General features: G+C 36.8%; 22 protein-coding genes and 1 tRNA gene. 12 read left to right on the top strand and 11 right to left on the bottom strand.

Annotation, left to right across the window (positions count from 1 at the left end; all coding sequences use genetic code 11):
• Positions 1–20 precede the first annotated feature (20 nt).
• On the bottom strand, positions 21–350 hold the full coding sequence (locus tag ACB088_RS17390; protein ID WP_375037563.1) for a gamma-glutamylcyclotransferase family protein: 330 nt from the start codon (positions 348–350) through the stop codon (positions 21–23).
• Positions 351–366: 16 nt separating this feature from the next.
• Positions 367–1,611 carry an MFS transporter gene (locus ACB088_RS17395; RefSeq protein ID WP_375037564.1) on the bottom strand — a complete coding sequence of 415 codons (1,245 nt, stop codon included), beginning with the start codon at positions 1,609–1,611 and terminating at the stop codon, positions 367–369.
• 139 nt (positions 1,612–1,750) lie between these two features.
• On the opposite strand from ACB088_RS17395, the gene ACB088_RS17400 reads away from it, so the two are divergent.
• Positions 1,751–2,662 (top strand): LysR family transcriptional regulator, encoded by a 912-nt coding sequence (locus ACB088_RS17400; protein ID WP_375037565.1) that lies wholly within the window; start codon positions 1,751–1,753, stop codon positions 2,660–2,662.
• An 11-nt stretch (positions 2,663–2,673) separates the two neighbouring features.
• Here the strand turns inward: ACB088_RS17400 and ACB088_RS17405 are convergent, their stop codons facing one another.
• Positions 2,674–3,558, bottom strand: coding sequence for a DMT family transporter (locus tag ACB088_RS17405; RefSeq protein ID WP_309951516.1), 885 nt, complete (start codon positions 3,556–3,558; stop codon positions 2,674–2,676).
• Positions 3,559–3,931: 373 nt separating this feature from the next.
• Between ACB088_RS17405 and ACB088_RS17410 the strand changes: the two genes are divergently transcribed.
• The 6 genes from ACB088_RS17410 (at position 3,932) to ACB088_RS17435 (ending at position 9,277) form a co-directional block, all read left to right on the top strand.
• Positions 3,932–4,612, top strand: a complete 681-nt coding sequence (locus ACB088_RS17410; RefSeq protein ID WP_003653956.1) for a hypothetical protein — start codon at positions 3,932–3,934, stop codon at positions 4,610–4,612.
• A 15-nt stretch (positions 4,613–4,627) separates the two neighbouring features.
• Positions 4,628–5,518: a 2Fe-2S iron-sulfur cluster binding domain-containing protein gene (locus ACB088_RS17415; protein WP_003653954.1), complete on the top strand. Its 891-nt coding sequence runs from the start codon at positions 4,628–4,630 to the stop codon at positions 5,516–5,518.
• Positions 5,519–5,532: 14 nt separating this feature from the next.
• Positions 5,533–6,744: an acetyl-CoA carboxylase biotin carboxylase subunit family protein gene (locus ACB088_RS17420; protein ID WP_375037566.1), complete on the top strand. Its 1,212-nt coding sequence runs from the start codon at positions 5,533–5,535 to the stop codon at positions 6,742–6,744.
• The gene (locus ACB088_RS17425) at positions 6,741–7,937 is read left to right on the top strand and encodes an acetyl-CoA carboxylase biotin carboxylase subunit family protein (protein ID WP_375037567.1); all 1,197 of its coding nucleotides are present in this window, start codon (positions 6,741–6,743) and stop codon (positions 7,935–7,937) included. The genes ACB088_RS17420 and ACB088_RS17425 overlap by 4 nt, the downstream gene beginning before the upstream one ends.
• A 181-nt stretch (positions 7,938–8,118) precedes the next feature.
• Positions 8,119–8,862 (top strand): hypothetical protein, encoded by a 744-nt coding sequence (locus ACB088_RS17430; protein WP_375037568.1) that lies wholly within the window; start codon positions 8,119–8,121, stop codon positions 8,860–8,862.
• A gap of 22 nt (positions 8,863–8,884) precedes the next feature.
• On the top strand, positions 8,885–9,277 hold the full coding sequence (locus ACB088_RS17435) for a hypothetical protein (RefSeq protein ID WP_375038820.1): 393 nt from the start codon (positions 8,885–8,887) through the stop codon (positions 9,275–9,277).
• A 46-nt stretch (positions 9,278–9,323) separates the two neighbouring features.
• On the opposite strand, the gene ACB088_RS17440 is transcribed toward ACB088_RS17435, so the two are convergent.
• On the bottom strand, positions 9,324–10,325 hold the full coding sequence (locus tag ACB088_RS17440; protein ID WP_375037569.1) for an aldo/keto reductase: 1,002 nt from the start codon (positions 10,323–10,325) through the stop codon (positions 9,324–9,326).
• A 111-nt stretch (positions 10,326–10,436) separates the two neighbouring features.
• On the bottom strand, positions 10,437–11,339 hold the full coding sequence (locus ACB088_RS17445) for a helix-turn-helix domain-containing protein (protein ID WP_375037570.1): 903 nt from the start codon (positions 11,337–11,339) through the stop codon (positions 10,437–10,439).
• Between the two features lie 1,133 nt (positions 11,340–12,472).
• Between ACB088_RS17445 and ACB088_RS17450 the strand changes: the two genes are divergently transcribed.
• Complete coding sequence (locus tag ACB088_RS17450; RefSeq protein WP_375037571.1) at positions 12,473–13,021, top strand: TetR/AcrR family transcriptional regulator; 549 nt, start codon at positions 12,473–12,475, stop codon at positions 13,019–13,021.
• Positions 13,022–13,179: 158 nt separating this feature from the next.
• Positions 13,180–13,587: a fosfomycin resistance glutathione transferase FosLL gene (fosLL, locus tag ACB088_RS17455; protein ID WP_375038821.1), complete on the top strand. Its 408-nt coding sequence runs from the start codon at positions 13,180–13,182 to the stop codon at positions 13,585–13,587.
• 28 nt (positions 13,588–13,615) lie between these two features.
• Here the strand turns inward: fosLL and ACB088_RS17460 are convergent, their stop codons facing one another.
• From ACB088_RS17460 to ACB088_RS17470, 3 genes are all read right to left on the bottom strand, one after another.
• Positions 13,616–13,969, bottom strand: coding sequence for a hypothetical protein (locus tag ACB088_RS17460; RefSeq protein ID WP_375037572.1), 354 nt, complete (start codon positions 13,967–13,969; stop codon positions 13,616–13,618).
• Between the two features lie 78 nt (positions 13,970–14,047).
• Positions 14,048–14,263 (bottom strand): DUF6500 family protein, encoded by a 216-nt coding sequence (locus ACB088_RS17465; protein WP_375037573.1) that lies wholly within the window; start codon positions 14,261–14,263, stop codon positions 14,048–14,050.
• A gap of 27 nt (positions 14,264–14,290) precedes the next feature.
• Positions 14,291–14,626: a helix-turn-helix domain-containing protein gene (locus tag ACB088_RS17470; RefSeq protein WP_133971406.1), complete on the bottom strand. Its 336-nt coding sequence runs from the start codon at positions 14,624–14,626 to the stop codon at positions 14,291–14,293.
• Between the two features lie 116 nt (positions 14,627–14,742).
• On the opposite strand from ACB088_RS17470, the gene ACB088_RS17475 reads away from it, so the two are divergent.
• From ACB088_RS17475 to ACB088_RS17485, 3 genes are all read left to right on the top strand, one after another.
• Positions 14,743–15,300 (top strand): NAD(P)H-dependent oxidoreductase, encoded by a 558-nt coding sequence (locus tag ACB088_RS17475; RefSeq protein WP_375037574.1) that lies wholly within the window; start codon positions 14,743–14,745, stop codon positions 15,298–15,300.
• A 146-nt stretch (positions 15,301–15,446) separates the two neighbouring features.
• A complete protein-coding gene (locus ACB088_RS17480) occupies positions 15,447–16,226 on the top strand; it encodes a hypothetical protein (RefSeq protein ID WP_375037575.1) in 780 nt (259 codons plus the stop codon).
• A 134-nt stretch (positions 16,227–16,360) separates the two neighbouring features.
• Positions 16,361–16,702: a DHCW motif cupin fold protein gene (locus tag ACB088_RS17485; protein WP_375037576.1), complete on the top strand. Its 342-nt coding sequence runs from the start codon at positions 16,361–16,363 to the stop codon at positions 16,700–16,702.
• Between the two features lie 76 nt (positions 16,703–16,778).
• On the opposite strand, the gene elbB is transcribed toward ACB088_RS17485, so the two are convergent.
• The 3 genes from elbB to ACB088_RS17500 form a co-directional block, all read right to left on the bottom strand.
• On the bottom strand, positions 16,779–17,441 hold the full coding sequence (gene elbB / locus ACB088_RS17490) for an isoprenoid biosynthesis glyoxalase ElbB (protein WP_375037577.1): 663 nt from the start codon (positions 17,439–17,441) through the stop codon (positions 16,779–16,781).
• A gap of 89 nt (positions 17,442–17,530) precedes the next feature.
• The gene (locus ACB088_RS17495) at positions 17,531–18,343 is read right to left on the bottom strand and encodes a helix-turn-helix transcriptional regulator (protein WP_375037578.1); all 813 of its coding nucleotides are present in this window, start codon (positions 18,341–18,343) and stop codon (positions 17,531–17,533) included.
• Positions 18,344–18,478: 135 nt separating this feature from the next.
• Positions 18,479–18,568, bottom strand: a tRNA-Ser gene (locus tag ACB088_RS17500).
• Positions 18,569–18,589: the final 21 nt, after the last annotated feature.

The raw sequence follows: 18,589 nt of genomic DNA on the forward strand, positions 1-18,589 counted from the left end.
AAGACAGCACGCTATCATATTTAGTTGGTTTTCAATATATAAATAAAAGAATCAACATGTTCGCCACTATTTAAAGTGACCTGAACAGGCACTCTTTCATATTCTTCGCCTTCAAAATCATCAAGCAATTTCCAATTCGAATCTAAGTGTTCCGAGCTAAAAACAAAACCTTGAACTTGATTAGCACCATCATCGAGCACAATGCCTGGATAGCCTAAATCTGCGCCCCAACCTTCGTTACGTAAGGTTCCACTTACCCAGCCTTCTGCCCATTGTCCGCCAATATTTTCAAGGATATGAGCGTTAAGTCGCCCTGGGCCTAATGTGCCATAAACAAATAAACTCGACATGTGAGGTTCCTTTAAATTAATGAGCTTTCGCTTGTGATGTATAAATTGCTAAAAATATTCCAAGTACCGACAGTACAACGGTTAAACCCACTATGGCACTCCATCCACCGTGTAACCAGAACCAGCCACCAGCCGAACCGACAATGCTCGAACCCATATAGTAAAAAAGTAAGTACAGTGAACTGGCATGGGCTTTAGCTTGTTTGCTTTCAGCGCCTACTGAACTACTGGTGAGTGAGTGGGTAATAAAGAAACCCGTTGTAATAAATGCAATGCCGATAATAATACCGAAAAGAGAGGTGAGTAGTGTCATGAGGCTGCCCACAATCATTAAGGCAAAGCCACTCATCATCATAGTTTTTTTACCGAAGCGTTCGGCTAGGCCACCTGCTAATGAGGAAGACACCATACCGAAGCTATACGACAAGAAAATAAGGCTAATTTGTGTTTGACTCAGTGAATAAGGCGCATCGCTTAAACGGAAGGTAGCGTAGTTAAACAAGGTAACAAACACACTGGTCAGCAAAAAACCAATTGCAAACAGACGTAGCAATTTGAAGTTACTTAAATGGGTACGCCACATTTGCATGTGAAAATCTAAATTCAAACCTTTTTTCTGGACGAAATTACGCGAAGCAGGAAGTAAGTTTAAAAAAGCAATTGAGCAAATAAAGCAGATTGCACCAAGAAAGCCTAAAGCTGTACGCCAAGAAAAATATTCAATCAAAACGCCCATGCCAACACGGCCCATCATTCCACCAAAAGCCGTACCTGCAATATATAAACCCATGGTTTTACCAAGGTGTTCAGGTGCGATTTCTTCAGCAATCCAAGCCATGGTTACGGCGGGTACTCCACCGAGTAACAGACCTTCTAGTGCTCGAGCTATCAGTAAACTGTGCCAGTTAGGTGTAAACATCGCCACAATATTAAGAATCGCTGCACACAGCATTGAGCTAAAGATCACACCACGACGACCAATCGCTTGTGAAAAAGCGCTCGATAGTACAATTGAAATCGCTAAAAAGGCGGTCGTTAAAGACAAAGCTAAAGAGCTGCTCGCAGGGCTAATCTGGAAGCTTTGGCTAAATGCTGGCAGGAGCGGTTGTACGCAATAAATCAGAGAAAAACTAGCAAAGCCTACCAAGAATAAAGCGAAGCCTGCATGTTTATAGGCTTTAGTACCTTTGTGAATCCACTCGCGGGAAAGAACAGAAGTTGCTTCAGTGCTTAAGGTACTGGATGTAGATGAAGAGCTCATATCATAACCATGACAGAAAAGAGGTGCAGCGCCTTTAAGTGTGCTGCATCGAGAAAATTCGATAAATTAAAATTAGCAATTTAGATGGTATTTTTCTAATATATTTAACAAGGGATCATGATATGTTTTATATATAGCGATGGAACTAAGACATATACGCTACTTTTTAGCAGTAGCAGAAGAAAAAAACTTTACCAGAGCGGCGCATCGCTTAAACATGAGCCAGCCGCCTTTAAGCATGCAAATACGAGACTTAGAAGAAGAGTTAGGTGCAGATTTATTTATTCGTTCTCCGCATGGGGTGGAACTGACCGAAGCTGGGCTTGCCTTTTTAAATGCCATTCAGCCTGTACAGCAGCGTGTAGAAGATGCAGCAAACTTGGTCAAACAGGTTGCTAATGGCGAAGTCGGGCAATTGCGATTAGGTTTTACAGGCACTTCAATGTTGAATCCTCTTATTCCTAAATGCGTTCGCTATTTTCAGCAGCAATATCCTAAAGTGAATTTAAAGCTTGAAGAAGCTAATACCTTGCTGCTAATAGACTTACTGCTTGAAGATCGTTTAGATGTCGCGATTATTCGGCCTCCAAGTCACATTCCAGAGAACTTAATCGTTCAAGAGTTATTGGCTGAACCTTTAATTGCAGCCTTGCCTTCAGAGTCTTTTAAACTAGACGAGTCATCAAAAGAAATTGATTTAGCTTCCCTTCGAGAGCTTGATTTTATTGTCTCTCGACCTTCAATTAGTGCAGGACTTTTTGATGCTATCAGACAAGCATGCCAAAATTGTGGCTTTGAACCTAGAATTGGACAAAACGCTCCGCAAATTGTGTCAATTTTATCGTTAGTGTCTGCAAACTTGGGGGTATCTTTGGTTCCAGAGTCGACCAAACAATTGCAAATACAGGGTGTGGCTTATCGGTCGTTGCAAGCGCCAGTACCTACGGTGGGTTTAGCGCTTGCATATAAAAAACATGCCCCTTCACAAATGGCAATTAACTTTGCCAGTGTGGTACAAGTGGCTTGCCATCACGCAGAGCAATATAAATGAAATTGGCTCAGTTATGATTTAGGTGCTTTATTCATTAAGAAGATGCCTAAAATAATGAAAATTGCGCCATATAAAAAAGATAAAGTCGGTTGTTCATGAATGAAGACCCAAGCCATGAGTGCCGCAAAAATTGGCTCAGAAAGCTCAGTCACTTGTACTTTTGCCGCACTCATGTAAGACAAAGCTTTGGTGGTACAGAAAAAGCCAAGAATGGTAGGCAAGACTGCTAAGCCAACCAAACCTAAAATAATGTCAGTGTTAAAGTTTATGCTATGAAAGTTGATTAAAAAGGGAACAGCAAGATAAACACTACCAAAAAGTAATAAGTACTTGGTTAGAAACAAACCACCATTTAATCTGAATTTTTTAATTAATACTGAAAATAAACCATAGCCAATACCTGCAATAGAAGCATTGATAAGCATTAATAAACTATTTTCACCTTTCCATGAAATTACACTAATACCCGTTACAGCTAATAATGTTCCAATAATTGAATGAATATAAATACTTTCTTTTAAAACTAATCTGCCAAAAAATAAAGCAGAAATAGCTGCTGAAGCCATTAATACCACGACCACATTGGCCGCAGCACCGTGGTTGTAGGCAATGGTCTCGAAAAAGAATAGAGAGAAAATTCCTAAAAAAGCACATATCGCAATTTGAGCAAAAACACTGAGCTTGCTCGGAGTACTACTAATGTAGGCAATCTTTTGGCGGACAGGGACTTTAAATAAAAAAACACTTAAAAAGAAAAAGGCAATAATGGTTTTTAAAAAGGCAATATCTTGTGGGTTTAAACCACTATGCATGAGTAATTTGCTAATCACACCAATAGAGGCATTGAGTGCAGCTGCACAGAGCGCAAATAGGGTTCCGATAATTAAATTATTCACTTTTCTAATTTTTCCATATATTTAGCACAAGGATTCTACATTATTTTTTGTAATAATATAGCCCTGTTAAATTCCTTCTTTTCCATGAAGTATAAGTTATTTAAATTTTGTTGGTGATGGATATTAATAGGAATTTATTCATTTGTTTTAAAGTATTTGTTGTTTGATTGTTAATTTAATTTATTAATTTTATTTTTGATTAATAATACTTCTTTTAATTAGAAATTCTAAAAAATAATATTTTGTTGACATTTTATAAAATATATTTAAACATAATATTTGCTTGTTTTAAGTTTAATTAATAACAATCTTAATTCTAGCTAAATAAGTATTTAATACTTGGATAATAATTTAAATATAACGGAGATAAAACGTGTTTTTTTCACAGGAAAGTCTGAAAAAATTAGAAAGTGCGGTTGATCATGCTATGCATAGCGAGTTTAAAAAAGATGAAATTATGCATAAATTTCATAATGAAGACTGGTTCGATGAAAAATATTATAAACGACATATTTTAGAGTGCGTTATTCGCATTCATATGAATAATGAGTTAGATGCAAATGCTGTACGCGTTGCTGCAATCAATAATATCTCTGCTGCAAAACAGCTTTCATATTATTTATATGATGAATTTGGACACGATGAAATGTTTGGTCAAGACTTGACTAAATATGGATATTCTTCAGATCAGATTATTTCAAAAAATGCATTTCCTGAAACATGGAAACTGATGGGGTATTTAAACTTTTGTGTAGAGAAATTTGGTGCATTGCCAGCAGTCGTTTGGGACTGGTTCCTCGAATATTATGGCGACAAATTTAATAATTTTATTACGCAAAAAGCGGGTGTCCATATGGGCAATCAGGCCGTATCGGGTGCAGCTTCGCATGTTGCATTTGATGAAGCTGAAGACCATAGCGGCATGATGACAGATATGCTTTCTTCTGTAATTAAAACACAAGAAGACTTTGATCTTGCAATCAAGCATATCAATAGCTTTGTTCCGATGGTGGGAGAGTATTTTCAGGCTGTGCGTGCTGAAACGCTTTCATAGCAATGGAATTAGAATATGCCAATGGTGAATGTTCGCATTAAAGAGCATATTTTCATTGCTGATTCTGAACAGCCTCTTATCAATGCAGTGCCTGATAGCACAGTGATGAAAGGCTGTTTAAAAGGTGTGTGCCGAGTTTGTCGATGTAAACTAAAAGGTGGAGTCGTATATGAATCGGGAAACCAAGTTGCCATAGATAAAGAGTTCTTACCTTGTATTAGCTATGCTCAGAGCGATGTCGAAATCGCACCATTGGTTAATAATTTTAGTGTGGCTCAATTAATAACTAGAAATTTTCTTTCTGAAAATATTGTTGAGCTCACATTTAAAATTAAAAGGACCTTCTTTAGTTCTAAAGCAATTGTAAATATCAAACACCCATCAGAATCTTTAATTCGAAGTTACTCTGTGGTTTCACTGGGTGTGAAAAATTATGATTTTTTTGTTTTGCACATAAAATTAAGACCAAATGGAATATTTTCTAACTTATTTCAAAAGCTAGCGATTGGTGACCAATTAGAATACAACCTGAATAATCATATAGAGCCTGAATACGAGAAGGCCATATCTACGCTTAATATTGTAAGCGGTGGAAGTGGTATGGGTGCTGCACTTACTCGGGGATTGGATCTCATCCGAAAAAATCCTATTTCTAAAGTGAATATCTATGCGATTAATCGGTCAGTTTTAAGTCATTATCATCAACATTGCGTCAATGTTTTTCGAGAGCAAGTTGAAGCTGAGGTCAATATTATAAATATCCCGTTTTGTACGTGGACGAATAATGGATTTGATTTTTCAAATTATTTGGACTCTCACGAGTTAACAGTGGGTGTCGGTTCTACCCCAATAATTAATAAAATTTTAAATCAGCCTCTGTGTGAGTTGGAAAGTTTTGGTCCCTAACGGAGACTGTAACAATGACTGTAGTAGTTATAGAACCTATTTCTTCAGGCGTCACTTATTTAAATGCCGCTCAAGAATTAGGTATAGATTTATATGTTTTTTCTACTGACGAAGGAGAGTGCAGCATTGATGGAACAATGCGACAAAAAGCAAAAGAGATAATAAAAATAGATACCAGTGATTTTCATAGCCAACTCTCTAAAATTAATGAGTTAAAGACGGTAAGAGCCATATTACCGGGGGTTGAATATGCTGTACCTATGGCAGCACAACTAGGCAATTCATTTGCCAAAAACTCTCTTGAATATACGACAGCGCAAACGGTTCGAAATAAATTCAAATTTCGTGACAAGTTAACCAAGTCAGGCTTGAGCGATATTAAATATGCCTTGATTTCACAGGGTAAAGAGATCTGCTTACCTCAAGGGTTTAAGTTTCCAGCTGTAGTGAAGCCGGTTGATATGGCGGGCAGTATGTCTGTTAAAAAAGTCTCTGATCTTGATGAATTATTAAGAACAGTTGATGCGATCTGGAAATCTAAACCGAATGATATTGGTTTCTATGCAAGTGGTGATTTAATTGTTGAAGAATACATTCTAGGTAAAGAATACAGTGTTGAAGGAATTGTCCATACAGATGGAAAAATAACCTTTGCTTCACTTACAGAGAAGCTATTAGGCCCTGAACCTTATTTTGTGGAAATTGGGCATATTGTTGGAAATAAGTATGACGACCAATTTTCTGAACATGTTTTTGATTATGCCGCAAAAGTCATTCAAACCTTAGAATTAAACATCGGACCTTTTCACCTAGAACTGAGAGTAACGCCTCAGGGGAAAGCCGTAGCGATCGAGTTAGCTGCACGTTTACCGGGCGACAATATTGTTGAGTTAATTAAACTGGCGACTAATTTTGACCTCGCACAAGCTGTACTGAGCGAATACCTCGACCTGCCATATTCACCTTCTATAGAGAAAAACATGGTCTCTGCAATTGCGTTTATTCCGCAAGGAAACCACAGACTTTTCAAAGGCTTTAGTGGTTTAGAGCAATTATTAGAAGCACCTGAATGTGTACACCATCACTTCTACTACGAAGCAGATGATGAACTGGCGTGTAACTATGATTGGACCTCACGATTAGGCTACATCATCCTCCGTTCTGAAAGTGAAGATAAGATTCGTAGTTTAGTCACACATATACATGAGCAGGTGAAAGTCATATGAAACATGTATTAATCATCAATAGATATGACGATGAATTGTCTGACTTTAATAAATATATAGATCACGATGCTGTCCATGTCTCTTATATTTCATTAATAGACACCATGCGCTATATCACCTCTTCAAACTGTTACTGCATAGCGGGTTTAGAACAATTAAATGAAGAGGATGTATTAAAAGAAGCAGTAAAAATCTATGAAAAGAAGCCAATAGATTATGTTATTGCCATCTCAGAATATGACCTCGATGCTGCCGCTCGCATTCGAACTGAATTGAATATTGTGGGTGCAACGGTTGAAGACAATTTGTTGTGCCGTAATAAGAAAAAAATGAAGGATGCCTTAGCTCATTCTACTGTCCGTTATCCAAAATATGCAGAAGTGTCTTCACACCAAGACATTAAAAAATTTCTGCTAGAAAGTGGTTCAGCAATTATTTTAAAACCTCAAGTAGGTGCAGCTTCTGAAGGCGTGATCAAAATTAGTGAGTTGGCCGATATACCACGATTGTCTTCCTATGCAGGCTACGAAGTAGAAGAATTTGTTGAAGGAGATATCTATCACGTTGATGCGATTATTTCTGACAATAAAATGCCTTACTTTAAAGTCTCAAAATATATTAATACCTGTTTAGACTTTAGAAACGGTGCGCCATTAGGCTCAGTCACGATTGATAATTCTGAGTTTATTCAAAAAGTAGAACGATTTACTTTAGACGTATGTAAATTCTTAAAATTAAAAGATCAGGCGATTCATCTCGAATTTATTGAGTCTAAAGGTGAACTGGTCTTTTTAGAGGTTGGTGGGCGAGTCGGTGGCGGGGAAATTCCGTTCATTACATTACGCAATGAGTCAGTCGACTTGTACGAAATGTGGATTAAGGCGGCAATGAATATTCCACAAGAGTCAGTGAATACGAAAATCACTGGTTTTCTGATGATGCCGAATCCTTATAGTTCTGGCTTTTTATTTAATGGCATTAAAGAACTAGAGAATGAAACGATTACCTATCAGTTAATTCAAGAAAGTGGCGACCATAACAATTTTAGTTATGAAAATATTCCTGCAAAAATTCATTTCATGGGAGATAGCCAAATACAGGTCGAAGATGCGATTAAAAATAGTATGAAAATTTTACAAAGCGCAATTTGTCAAAATCATCATTCTAACTTGAGTCTAAGTGAGTCTTCTTAGTTGAGATTTGGCTAAACTCTAAAATCAAAAAGGCTTGAGCTAAATGTTCAGGCCTTTTTTATATGGCGTGATGAAAGAACCTAAGCTAACCAGCATTGTAATGGACTTTTGTTGCAGAGAATTGTGATTTGTCGAACTAGCTCATATTATATAATTAGTTAATTATTAAAGAATTTTAAAAATGATTAAATCTATTATTTCAGGTTGCGCGGTTCTGACACTTTCAGCTTTGTCGGTTACTCATGCAGAATTTTCTTTTGCACAAGAGCTACAGCAAAGCTGTAATAAAGTGAAGCAATACGCGAGCTTAGGTAAGAAAAACTACGACCAAAAACAATATAAAAAAGCCCTAGAATATTTCCAAAACCAAGCATCTTGGACAGCATTTTGTAAAGCCAATGCAGATGAAACCACGGTTAAATTTACTGACCGAGATATTGAAGTTGCCAACAATAATGTGGGCTTAGCCTATGCCAAACTGGGTCAGCCACTTTGGGCAAGATCGTGGTTTATGCTCGATGAAAAATCAAAATCTAGCCAATTTAATCTTAAGCAATTACCAAAACCTAAAGCATCAAATGACTTGTCTGGTGAATATGTGCGTTACTCAGGTTTTGGTGAATGGGACCACATCACGGTAAGCCGTGAGAAGGGGCAATATGCAATCAGCTATGCTGGCTTATATATGGGCCTTAGAAGCTTAATTTACGGTCCGAACATGGGGGAGTTTGGCACCACAATGCCGAGCAATAAAAAGCAAATCGTCTATAAAGATCAAGACTGCCGCATTCAACTTGATTTTAAAACCAATGCGAAGTTAGGAAACTTCATTCAGGTCAAACAAAACGAGGGTAACTCGGGTTGTGGCTTTGGACACAACGTGTATGCAGACGGAACTTATTTAAAAGTTGAGTCTGGAAAATAACACTAAAAATATAAGGAATTAAATAATGAATATATTTGCACGGTTGCTATTACTTTCTACGATTGCGATTTCTTCTCAAATTTATGCAGAGCCAACCAGCACATGCAAAGAAGTGAAATTTCAGCAAGCTGATCAGGCTTGGAGTGGGCACTATTATTTAAATGGTGTGATGGAAGTTGGTTCAGAACTTTTACTTCAGCCAGACGGCAAGTTTAAATGGATGTTAGCCTATGGCGCTTTAGACCAATATGCCGAAGGGACATGGTGGAAAAATGGGAACTGTATTGGTTTAAAACCAGACTCTAAATTTAAAAAGAATTTAAGTATATTTCCTGAAAGCCTGACGATTTCTGAAAAATCGTTAGACGTAACTTGGAACGATGGACGCCAGCAGGGTAGTTATAGCAAAGACTAAATAAAAAAAGTCCGACACTGAGTCGGACTTTTTTATAGCTCATATTTTAATGATTCACCGCAGCAAGTTGCTCAGCGTTATAGCGTGCGCCCATGTTTGGATATCTCGCAATAATTGCGTCGATTTCTGCCAAATCTGCCGCTGTTAAATCAATATCTACAGCACCCGCATTTTCTACAAGTCGCTCGATTTTACGCGTACCCGGAATTGGAATAATGTCTTCACCTTGTGCCAAAATCCAAGCCAAAGCCAGTTGAGCCGCTGTCGCGTTTTTGCTTTGGGCAAATTCGCTAAATGCTTGCGCCAAGCTTTGGTTATTTTTCCAGTTGTCGCCTTGATAGCGTGGTAACTGGCGACGGAAATCATTTTCGTCTAGGCTACCCACATCAAGCGTATTAGTAATTAAACCACGTGACAGCGGTGAATACGGCACAAGGCTAATGCCTAACTCACGAATGGTTTGAAAGTGTGTATCTTCCAGTTCACGAGTAAGCAATGAATATTCATGTTGAACCGCTGCAATTGGGTGAATCGCATGCGCTTTACGAATAGTTTCAGCCGACGCTTCACTGAGTCCTAGGTAACGCACTTTACCTTGTTGCACCAAGTCGGCCATTGCGCCAATGGTGTCTTCAACTGGAATGTTTGGGTCAATGCGGTGCGCATAATACAAATCAATCATGTCTGTATTTAGACGTTTTAAACTGTTTTCGACCGCAACTTTAATCCACTCAGGTGAGCCGTCGATATAAGACTCTAAAGAGTTTTGTGGGGTAAGGTTGTCTTCTTTATAGCGGAAGCCAAATTTGGTCGCCAAAAATACTTTGTCGCGATGTTTTTCTAAAACTTTTGAGAGCAAAACTTCGTTTGCGCCGTTGCCATACATGTCGGCAGTGTCCCAAAAGTTAATGCCGAGGTCTAAGGCTTTTTCTAGGGTTGCAATGCTTTGTGTGTCGTCTGAGGCACCATAGGCAAAGCTCATTCCCATGCAACCTAAACCAAGTGCTGATACTTTTTCGCCTGTTTTTCCTAAAGTTCTATATTTCATTTTTCACACTCTTTTTGCAAAATCACTTGAGTAGAAAAACTATAAAATGCTTTGGCTCAAACTGACGTATAACATTCAAACCAATAATTATAAAATTCAAACAATCTGTTTTTAGGCCACACAGTCTTCACGGAACTTTTTAGGTGAAAATCCCGTATTTTTTTTAAAGAAATTGGTGAAATACGCTGAATATTCAAAGCCTAAGCTATAGGCAATTTCAGAAATATTCCAACTGGTGTGTTGTAGCAGCGCTTTGGCTTCTTGCGTAATGCGCGAGCTAATATGCTCAGACGTGGTTTTGCCTGTAGCTTCTTTTACAGCTCGATTTAAATGGTTCACATGCACCGACAAACCATAGGCATAGTCATTTGCAGTTTTAAGTTTAAGCTGAAAATGGGGCGAGTCGATTGGGAACTGACGCTCTAATAACTCAAAGAATAAATGGCAAATCCGAACTGCAGCATTGCTATGTTTTTCAAACTGTTGGGTCGGTTGCATTTTCATAGCTTCATGCACAATCAGATGCAAATAGTTTCTTAAAACGTTGTATTTATGAATGTAGTCTGAATTTATTTCAGTCATCATCTTTTTGAAAATAAATGAAATTTCATCAACCTGTTGGTCGTTTAAAAAATATAGCGGGTCGCCGTCGACTTTAAACAGTGGAGAGTCTTTTAAAAAGCTTTGTCTTGATTCTTGGTTTACAAACTCTTCAGTAAATAGGCAAAACCAGCCTGCCTGTTCGGGCGAATTAATTTCCCATGCATAGGGAACTATCGGGTTTGAAAACAGTAAAGCAGGGCGGTCTACCCGAATCCAGCGGTTGGCGTAGTGAAGTTCGCCTGTACCTAAAACCAGTGAAATTTTATAATAATCGCGGCGGCTGTAAGGCGTGAGAAACGAGCAGGCATCGCGTTGGAACACGTTGAAATGCCCAAACGAAGTCGATGGAACCGAGTAATCGCTATCTCTGGTTAAAGAAAAGCGGCGATAAAAATCATGTATGGTTTCCATGTCTTTGCCTGCGTGAGCCATCAATTTATTTAAAGTTATAAAATTCAAACTTTATTTACTGTAGCTTTTATTTATGAAGTGATCAATCTGTTCATTTAAGCAGTTTTAAAAATGAATGATAAATTAATAATGAAAAAATGAGCCAATGGAAATAAAAAATATTTTATAAATTAATAATATATAAACATTTACACTTAAAAAATTGATAATTATTCTTTGCCTGAAAACTACTTTAGGGTAGAGCGATAAGGGGACACTTTCAGGTGTGCTGGTACTGTGCCCAGTCTGCTAACCCCTTGTCGTTCTGCCACCATTCTATGGTAGAACGATAAGGGAACACCTTTAGGTGTGCTGGTTTCCTTTTGTACCAGCCTGCTAATCCCTTTTCGTTTTGCCACCATTCTATGGTAGAGCGCTAAGAGGACACTTTCGGGTGTGCTGGTTCTGTGTGTCCAGTCTGCTAACCTCTTTTCGTTCTGCCACCATTTTTATTATTATCATGATATTCTTAAATTTAAGTTGAATGACTGTTTAGCTTAAATATCTAATTGAATGAAAACAAAAATTATTTAACCAATTTCTATTCAACCTTACATTGACACTCCAAAACTCGCGGATTATCCTTTGCCTGCTGGTCACATTGCCAGTCGGTTTTAGCAGGCCGTATTTACCCAACGCACACGAAAAAGTCTCTCTTTTTTGTGGGCATCCCTACGTGCCCCCCTCTGCGGCGGAACGGGAGGGGGACATCTTCGGATGTGCTGGTTTTTGGGTAAATCAGTCTGCTAACCCCTTTTCGTTTCGCCACCATAATCATTTAGCAGTGATGTGGCGAAGCTTCTTTATTACCCAAAGGAGTTCGCTAATGCGTACTATTTCATCTCTCTCATTGGCAACCTTTGCCAAAATCTTTAGGTCTATACCCAACTGGTCTTTAAAACGGTTTAACCGACTCTAGGTTTTAAGCCATAGGTCATTACGACTAAAAAATCATAGCAACAATAAAACCCGAGATAGGCGAGCACACCATTTTTGTGTGGCTTTTGCATGCCTGTTTTTAGCGCTCAATTTAAGAGTGACGGCATTTCTATCTCTTTTACATACAACAAAAAATTATTTTAAACGGTATAAAAATGCCAAATTTAGAAGCATCATTTAAAGCACTACAAGTGCTCCACGCGGCAAAAGATTTATTTAATCAACATGGATTTCACGTCGGTATCGACCGAATTATTAGTGAAGCCAAAATTCCAAAAGCCACTTTTTATAACTACTTTCACTCCAAAGAGAGGCTCATTCAGATGAGCTTAACTTTTCAAATAGATGCATTAAAACATGAGGTGTTTTCAATTATTCATTCGTACCAAGAACTTATGGTGTTCGATAAGCTAAAGAAAATCTATTTCTTACATGCAAACTTAGATGGCTTTTATCGTTTGCCATTTAAAGCGATTTTTGAAATTGAAAAGCTTTATCCAGCGGCCTATAAACTCGTCATTGACTACCGAAAATGGTTAATTGATGAAATTCATAAACTGCTTTTAACCGTAAAGCCTGCCTCTACAGTTGAAGATGCGCACATGTTTTTATTTGTGATTGATGGCGCGATGGTGCAGCTTTTGGGGACCAATAACACCGATGAAAGGGATGTATTACTTGAATACTTTTTAAGTCGGGTTTGATGGGGGAAAAGGCCTGACGAGAGTTGGGTCTTTATACTAAAAATTATATTCTTACTAAGAATTTTATAGTTCTCTTTTTTTTGATCAGAATTATACTCTTCTATAGATTATGTAGCCTCTAATGCAAATAAAATCCATTTAAAAAGAGAATAATGTCTATGAAATTAAATGGATTGGATCATCTAACTATTTCAGTAGCAAATGTTGAACGTAGTTTTAGTTTTTATAAGGAGGTTCTAGGTTTTATTCCCAGAGCCAAATGGAATAAAGGCGCTTATTTGAGTCTTGGAGAGTTATGGCTTTGTTTATCACTTGATGAAGTTAGTATCGGTTCAGACTATACACACTACTGTTTTAGCATTAGTGAAGATCATATAGATGAATTCCGTCAAAAAATTAAACTGATGAATATACGTGAGTGGAAAAATAATCAAAGTGAAGGAGAATCTATATATTTTTTAGATCCTGATGGTCATAAATTAGAGGTACATGTAGGTAATCTATCTAGTCGTTTGGAGAGCTGTAAAAAAAATCCTTATGAAGGAATGGTTTTTTTTGATGAATAATTACTAAAGTACTTTGAGCCACTAAAATTTATAATTTCATTCGATAGTTTTGAGCTAAATCATGAGCTAAATTTAGAATATATTTTTCGGGATTTTTTTTAATAATTTCATCAAAAAAATTAGGATTATTTTTTAGGATTTTAGGTACTTGTGTTGTGTCAGACCGGTGTTGTAGAGCTAATAAAATGGTTAGCAATTCATATATATAGTCTGACTGAGCCTCATCTGTAAGAAGCTCTATAACATGTGAAGAGACTTCAAATGCTTTTGCTGGAGATAGTACACAAACATTTTCATCAATGAAGGTAGATAAGTACCATTCATCCAACTCATCTTTTGAGGCTAATTTTTTAAGAAAACTAGATAAAGCATCTATAAACATTTTTACCTTTTCACACTTTATCTCTAGTATAAGAATTAAAGACTATCTTATTTCTAATAGTCTTCCACTCTAATTTTACTACTCATTCAAAACCAATTGTTTAATCTTCACAGCCTTCTCGAAGTGATCTAGCTTATGCTCCATAATCCACCAATGTGCTGCTTCCATCAGTAGCTCAGGGTTATCATTCTTATTTTTAAAAAAAGCGTAAAAAGATAGACCAACATTGTCTCCCTTCTTTTCAATTTTCTCGTCGCATCCCTTAATAAAAATTTCTCTTAATTCATTTCTCATATTTAGTATCACTTCAAGTCTATAAAACTAAGACGGCTTATTGCGCTCGCCCCATTCGCACATCATATCTAACAAAGGAATTAAAGACTGTCCTCTTTCTGAAAGCCGGTATTCAACTTTTGGCGGAATTTGAGGATATTCCTTGCGATGAATCAGTCCATCTCTTTCTAATTCTTTGAGTGTATTACTTAGGGTTCTAAACGAAATATTGCCAATGCAGCGTTGCAGCTCATTAAAACGCATGACGGTTTTTCCATACAGCCAATACATGATAATCATCTTATATTTGCCATTAATCAAAGAAAGGGTGTAGCCAAAACCTGTATCTTCTAATGGTGTATACGTTGGAATGCAGTCGTCCATTTTTAAAATCCATACTATCTTTTAGTATAGTATATAACATAAATTACCGTACTTATATTTATGAAAGCACACTTCTATAATCGATTTATCTACTTTTCGATAAGAGTGTTTTCATAATGAAAAAGACATTGGTGATTGTTACCCATCCTCAAATAGACCAATCTGTTGTAAATAAAAGATGGATTGAGGAATTAGAAAAACACCCAGACCAATTTACGGTTCATCAAATTTATCAGGCCTACCCAGACGGGGTGATTGATGTCGCGAAAGAACAAGCGCTTGTAGAAGAACACGAAAATTTAGTATTTCAATTTCCAGTGTATTGGTTTAATTGCCCGCCGTTATTGAAGCAATGGCTAGATGAAGTTTTGGCGTATGGCTGGGCCTATGGTTCGACAGGCGACAAGCTCAAAAATAAAAAGTTTATGTTGGCTTTATCTGCTGGTGGGCAAGAACAAGTTTATTCAGAAACTGGTGACTATCAAATTTCTTTGGAGAAGATTTTTACTCCATTTGAGCTAACAGCTTTATATGTTGGGGCAGTCTATCAACCACTCCATGCATTTTATGGTTTAGACACAAACCCTTCAGAAGACGATGATGTTCCGACGCACCAAGACATAGATAATAATGCGATTCAGTATGTTCAGAAATTATTAGAGCTGTCTAAATAAGTTTAGAGAGGGGAAGGCCTAAGCGAGAGGGTTTGGGTCTTTAATATAGAAGGTTTTTTAAAGGGTTAGAGTAGGGATTTTAAGTTAAATATACGATTTATTTATGATATAAATATTAGTTAAATATAGATTAAATTTAAAAACTTATGACCATTCTTCGTATTAAAGAAAAAGAAAATTCCCTTATAACTGATGATGCTCATGAATTAATATGCTACGCAACAATGAGTAAAGTAAACTCATGGAAGGATGTTCTTAACTTATATTCAGAAATTAAGCAGAAGCACTTACCTAAAAAAGTATTATTACTTTTAGAAGATATTGGACAATGCCAATACACTTCCATGCATGCTTCAATGGGAGATGGTCTTTACTTCGATGCTTCAGAACTAACTCAAGATGATAGTGAAGCAAGTTGGGATAATACTCGACCTTTAGAATTTCAATATCATCTTGAACAGTTATTAAAGCCAGAAAATTATATAGACTTTAATAACTTGCCTAAAAAACTTAGTTATTGTGATGAAGATCAATCGACTCTGCTACAGATTAATGCTGAACCCGAAAAAATTTTAGATGACGTTATTCAAGTAAAGTTAGTAAATACTCAAACTGAGACTCAAAAATTTGCAGCATGCCTCAATGGATACTTTACTTGTGATTTGAATCCTTTTGAGTCTTTTAGCTTAATTCAGCATTTAGATCAGAACTATGGCCTAGAGTATGTTGGCTTAGGTGCAAGCTTATTATTCTTTATTAAAACACCAAAATTTGATGCAAATAAAACTACTAAATTGCTTCATGAGTTGAGCAACTTTTATCAATTCAATCAAACAACTCATACCCAGCTAGAACAGCATTTATCTAATCATGAATATCTTATTTTGCCTTATGTAGAGTCATTAGAAGTGTTCGTTTTGGATTAAGGTTGATTAGGGAAATCTAATGGACTTCTTTCTGAGTTAGACAGTGGGGCTTGAGAAATAATATTTTTAAATCGTTTGCAAAATTTAGAATAGTCTATAAGTTGAAAATACAATAATACGTCTTTGGAAAAATTATGAATATCGCGCCTTTTCCATTTCAAATTACAAACTGGGAAGAAATTGAAGACACTGAATATAGCGGTGAAACTGGAAAAGCTTATTGGAAAACTCAATTTTTTGGTGAAGAAAATAATAAAATAAGGGTAAGACTTGTAGAGTACTCAGCAAATTATTTAGCAGACCACTGGTGTGAAAAAGGGCACATATTATTCTGCCTAGAAGGCGAGTTAGAAAGTAGGTTGAAGGATGGGCGAACCTTCACTTTAACTTCAGGAATGAGTTATCAAGTAGGAGATAATTCAGAGCCACATCAGTCTTTTAGCCTGAATGGTGCGAAGTTACTTATAGTTGATTAGATTGCTTTTATTTAGACTTAATATAAAAGAGCGCAATAAAATGAGGGATAGAAATCTCTATCCCTCACCAAACATCTTAATTTGCTAAAGTTGTCATCGCCTCAACCAAGCTTGTAATCCCTGTAAAGATATCCTTCAAATTCGCTTGATCATCCATATAGGCAGGCGTGGTAACAAATAAATTTTGATTATCTATCACGCAGTCTGAGGTTTGACAGACATGATGAATTGCACCAGTTTTTTCAATTTCCTTAGCAATGTTTGTGTCAGATCCTAAAGTGATATTTGGGTGTAAGTCTCCAAAATTCAGTGCTAATATTGCAGGGGAGATGCATATTGCCCCGACAGGTTTCTTACTTTGATGAAACGCTTTTAGAATTGAGGCGACTGTAGAATGTACTCTTGCTTCTGCTCCTTTAAAGGCAAAAGTTGATAAATTTTTGGCTACTCCAAACCCACCGGGAATAATAAGTCCATCGAATTCATTTTCATCAAGTTTATCAAGTGTGGAAATTTTACCTCGGGCAATTCGTCCCGCTTCTTGTAAAATATTTCTGCTTTCACCTTCGTTTATTTCTCCACTCACATGGTCGATGACATGGAACAAAGGCTCATCGGGTGCAAAAATTTGATATTCAATATTGGCTGTGTCTAAGGCCAAGAGGGTTAAAACAGATTCTCTAATTTCAGAACCATCTAAATAACCACAGCCCGATAAAATCACTGCTACTTTTTTCATTTGCTTTCTTAAGAACCTTTTTAAGTGTGCAAAAGATCTTAAGTTTTCTTCTTAAATTTTTTTATACGCAGATTTGCCATAAATTCGCCTTAAGTGAGCATTTTGGTCTTCCGTAATTCACGAGGGGTAATTCCAAACAAATTTTTAAATTGTTCAGTAAATCTAGATTGAGATTGATAGCCACACTCAAATGCAATATTTCCAATGCTGTTATTGGTGGTTTGAATTAAGTGCAATCCATGCCCCAGTCTTACTCTATTACGAATATCTTGAATACTGTTTCCCTCACTTTTTAGCTTTCTTCTTAGAGTCGATGAACTCATGAAAAGTTGGGAAGCAATAAATTCAGCTGTGAGTTCTGTAGATAAATGATCAGAAATTAATACCTGAACTTTTTCACTCAAGCTTGTAGTCATATTCAGGCTAGAGATATCGGTATAACCAGAATGATAAATAAGTTCTAAAAGTTCTCTTCTTCTAAATTTAAAAACAGAAGGCGGGGCAATGAGAGAAAAATCTATAAATTGAGAAAGTACATTTTCGAGTAAGGAGGTGAGTTGGCCTTGTACAAACTTTTTAGGAGTTCCTGAAGGATTAGGAAGATCTTTAAAGTCATTAAAGTCGAACTCGATGAGGAGCGCGAAATATTCTTCTTGATTTGGAATATTGCGCATATCAATGCTGGCGCTATTTGATAAAAATATAAAAGAACCAGCTTCACATACAATATTTTCAGTTCCCCCTAACTCTTTAATGCCACTTAAAATAGCGATGAGTAACGGTTTCGTAATCGGAACATTTCTAATTTTTTGTTCTTTATAAGCTGAATAAATTGAAAAGGGTAAAATTAAATTGTTATGGGAGTGAATTGCTTTCTTAGCTAAAGAAGTGAGATTTTTCATTGAGTTGAAATATTTAATTTAATCTGGGGCTTAAATATGATGAGAAAGTTATCGGCTTTTTCAGGCTGTTTTTAATATTTGGGCTAATAAAAAAGCCTAAACCCACTAGGTTTAAGCCTCTTTAAACTTCAATTCTGGCGGTGAGAGAGGGATTCGAACCCTCGATACGCGCAAACGTATACACACTTTCCAGGCGTGCTCCTTAAGCCACTCGGACACCTCACCAAGGCGTGGGATAGTAACTAA

It is taken from the genome of Acinetobacter sp. RW6, from assembly GCF_041956835.1.
In the GTDB taxonomy this organism is placed as follows: Bacteria; Pseudomonadota; Gammaproteobacteria; order Pseudomonadales; family Moraxellaceae; genus Acinetobacter; species Acinetobacter calcoaceticus.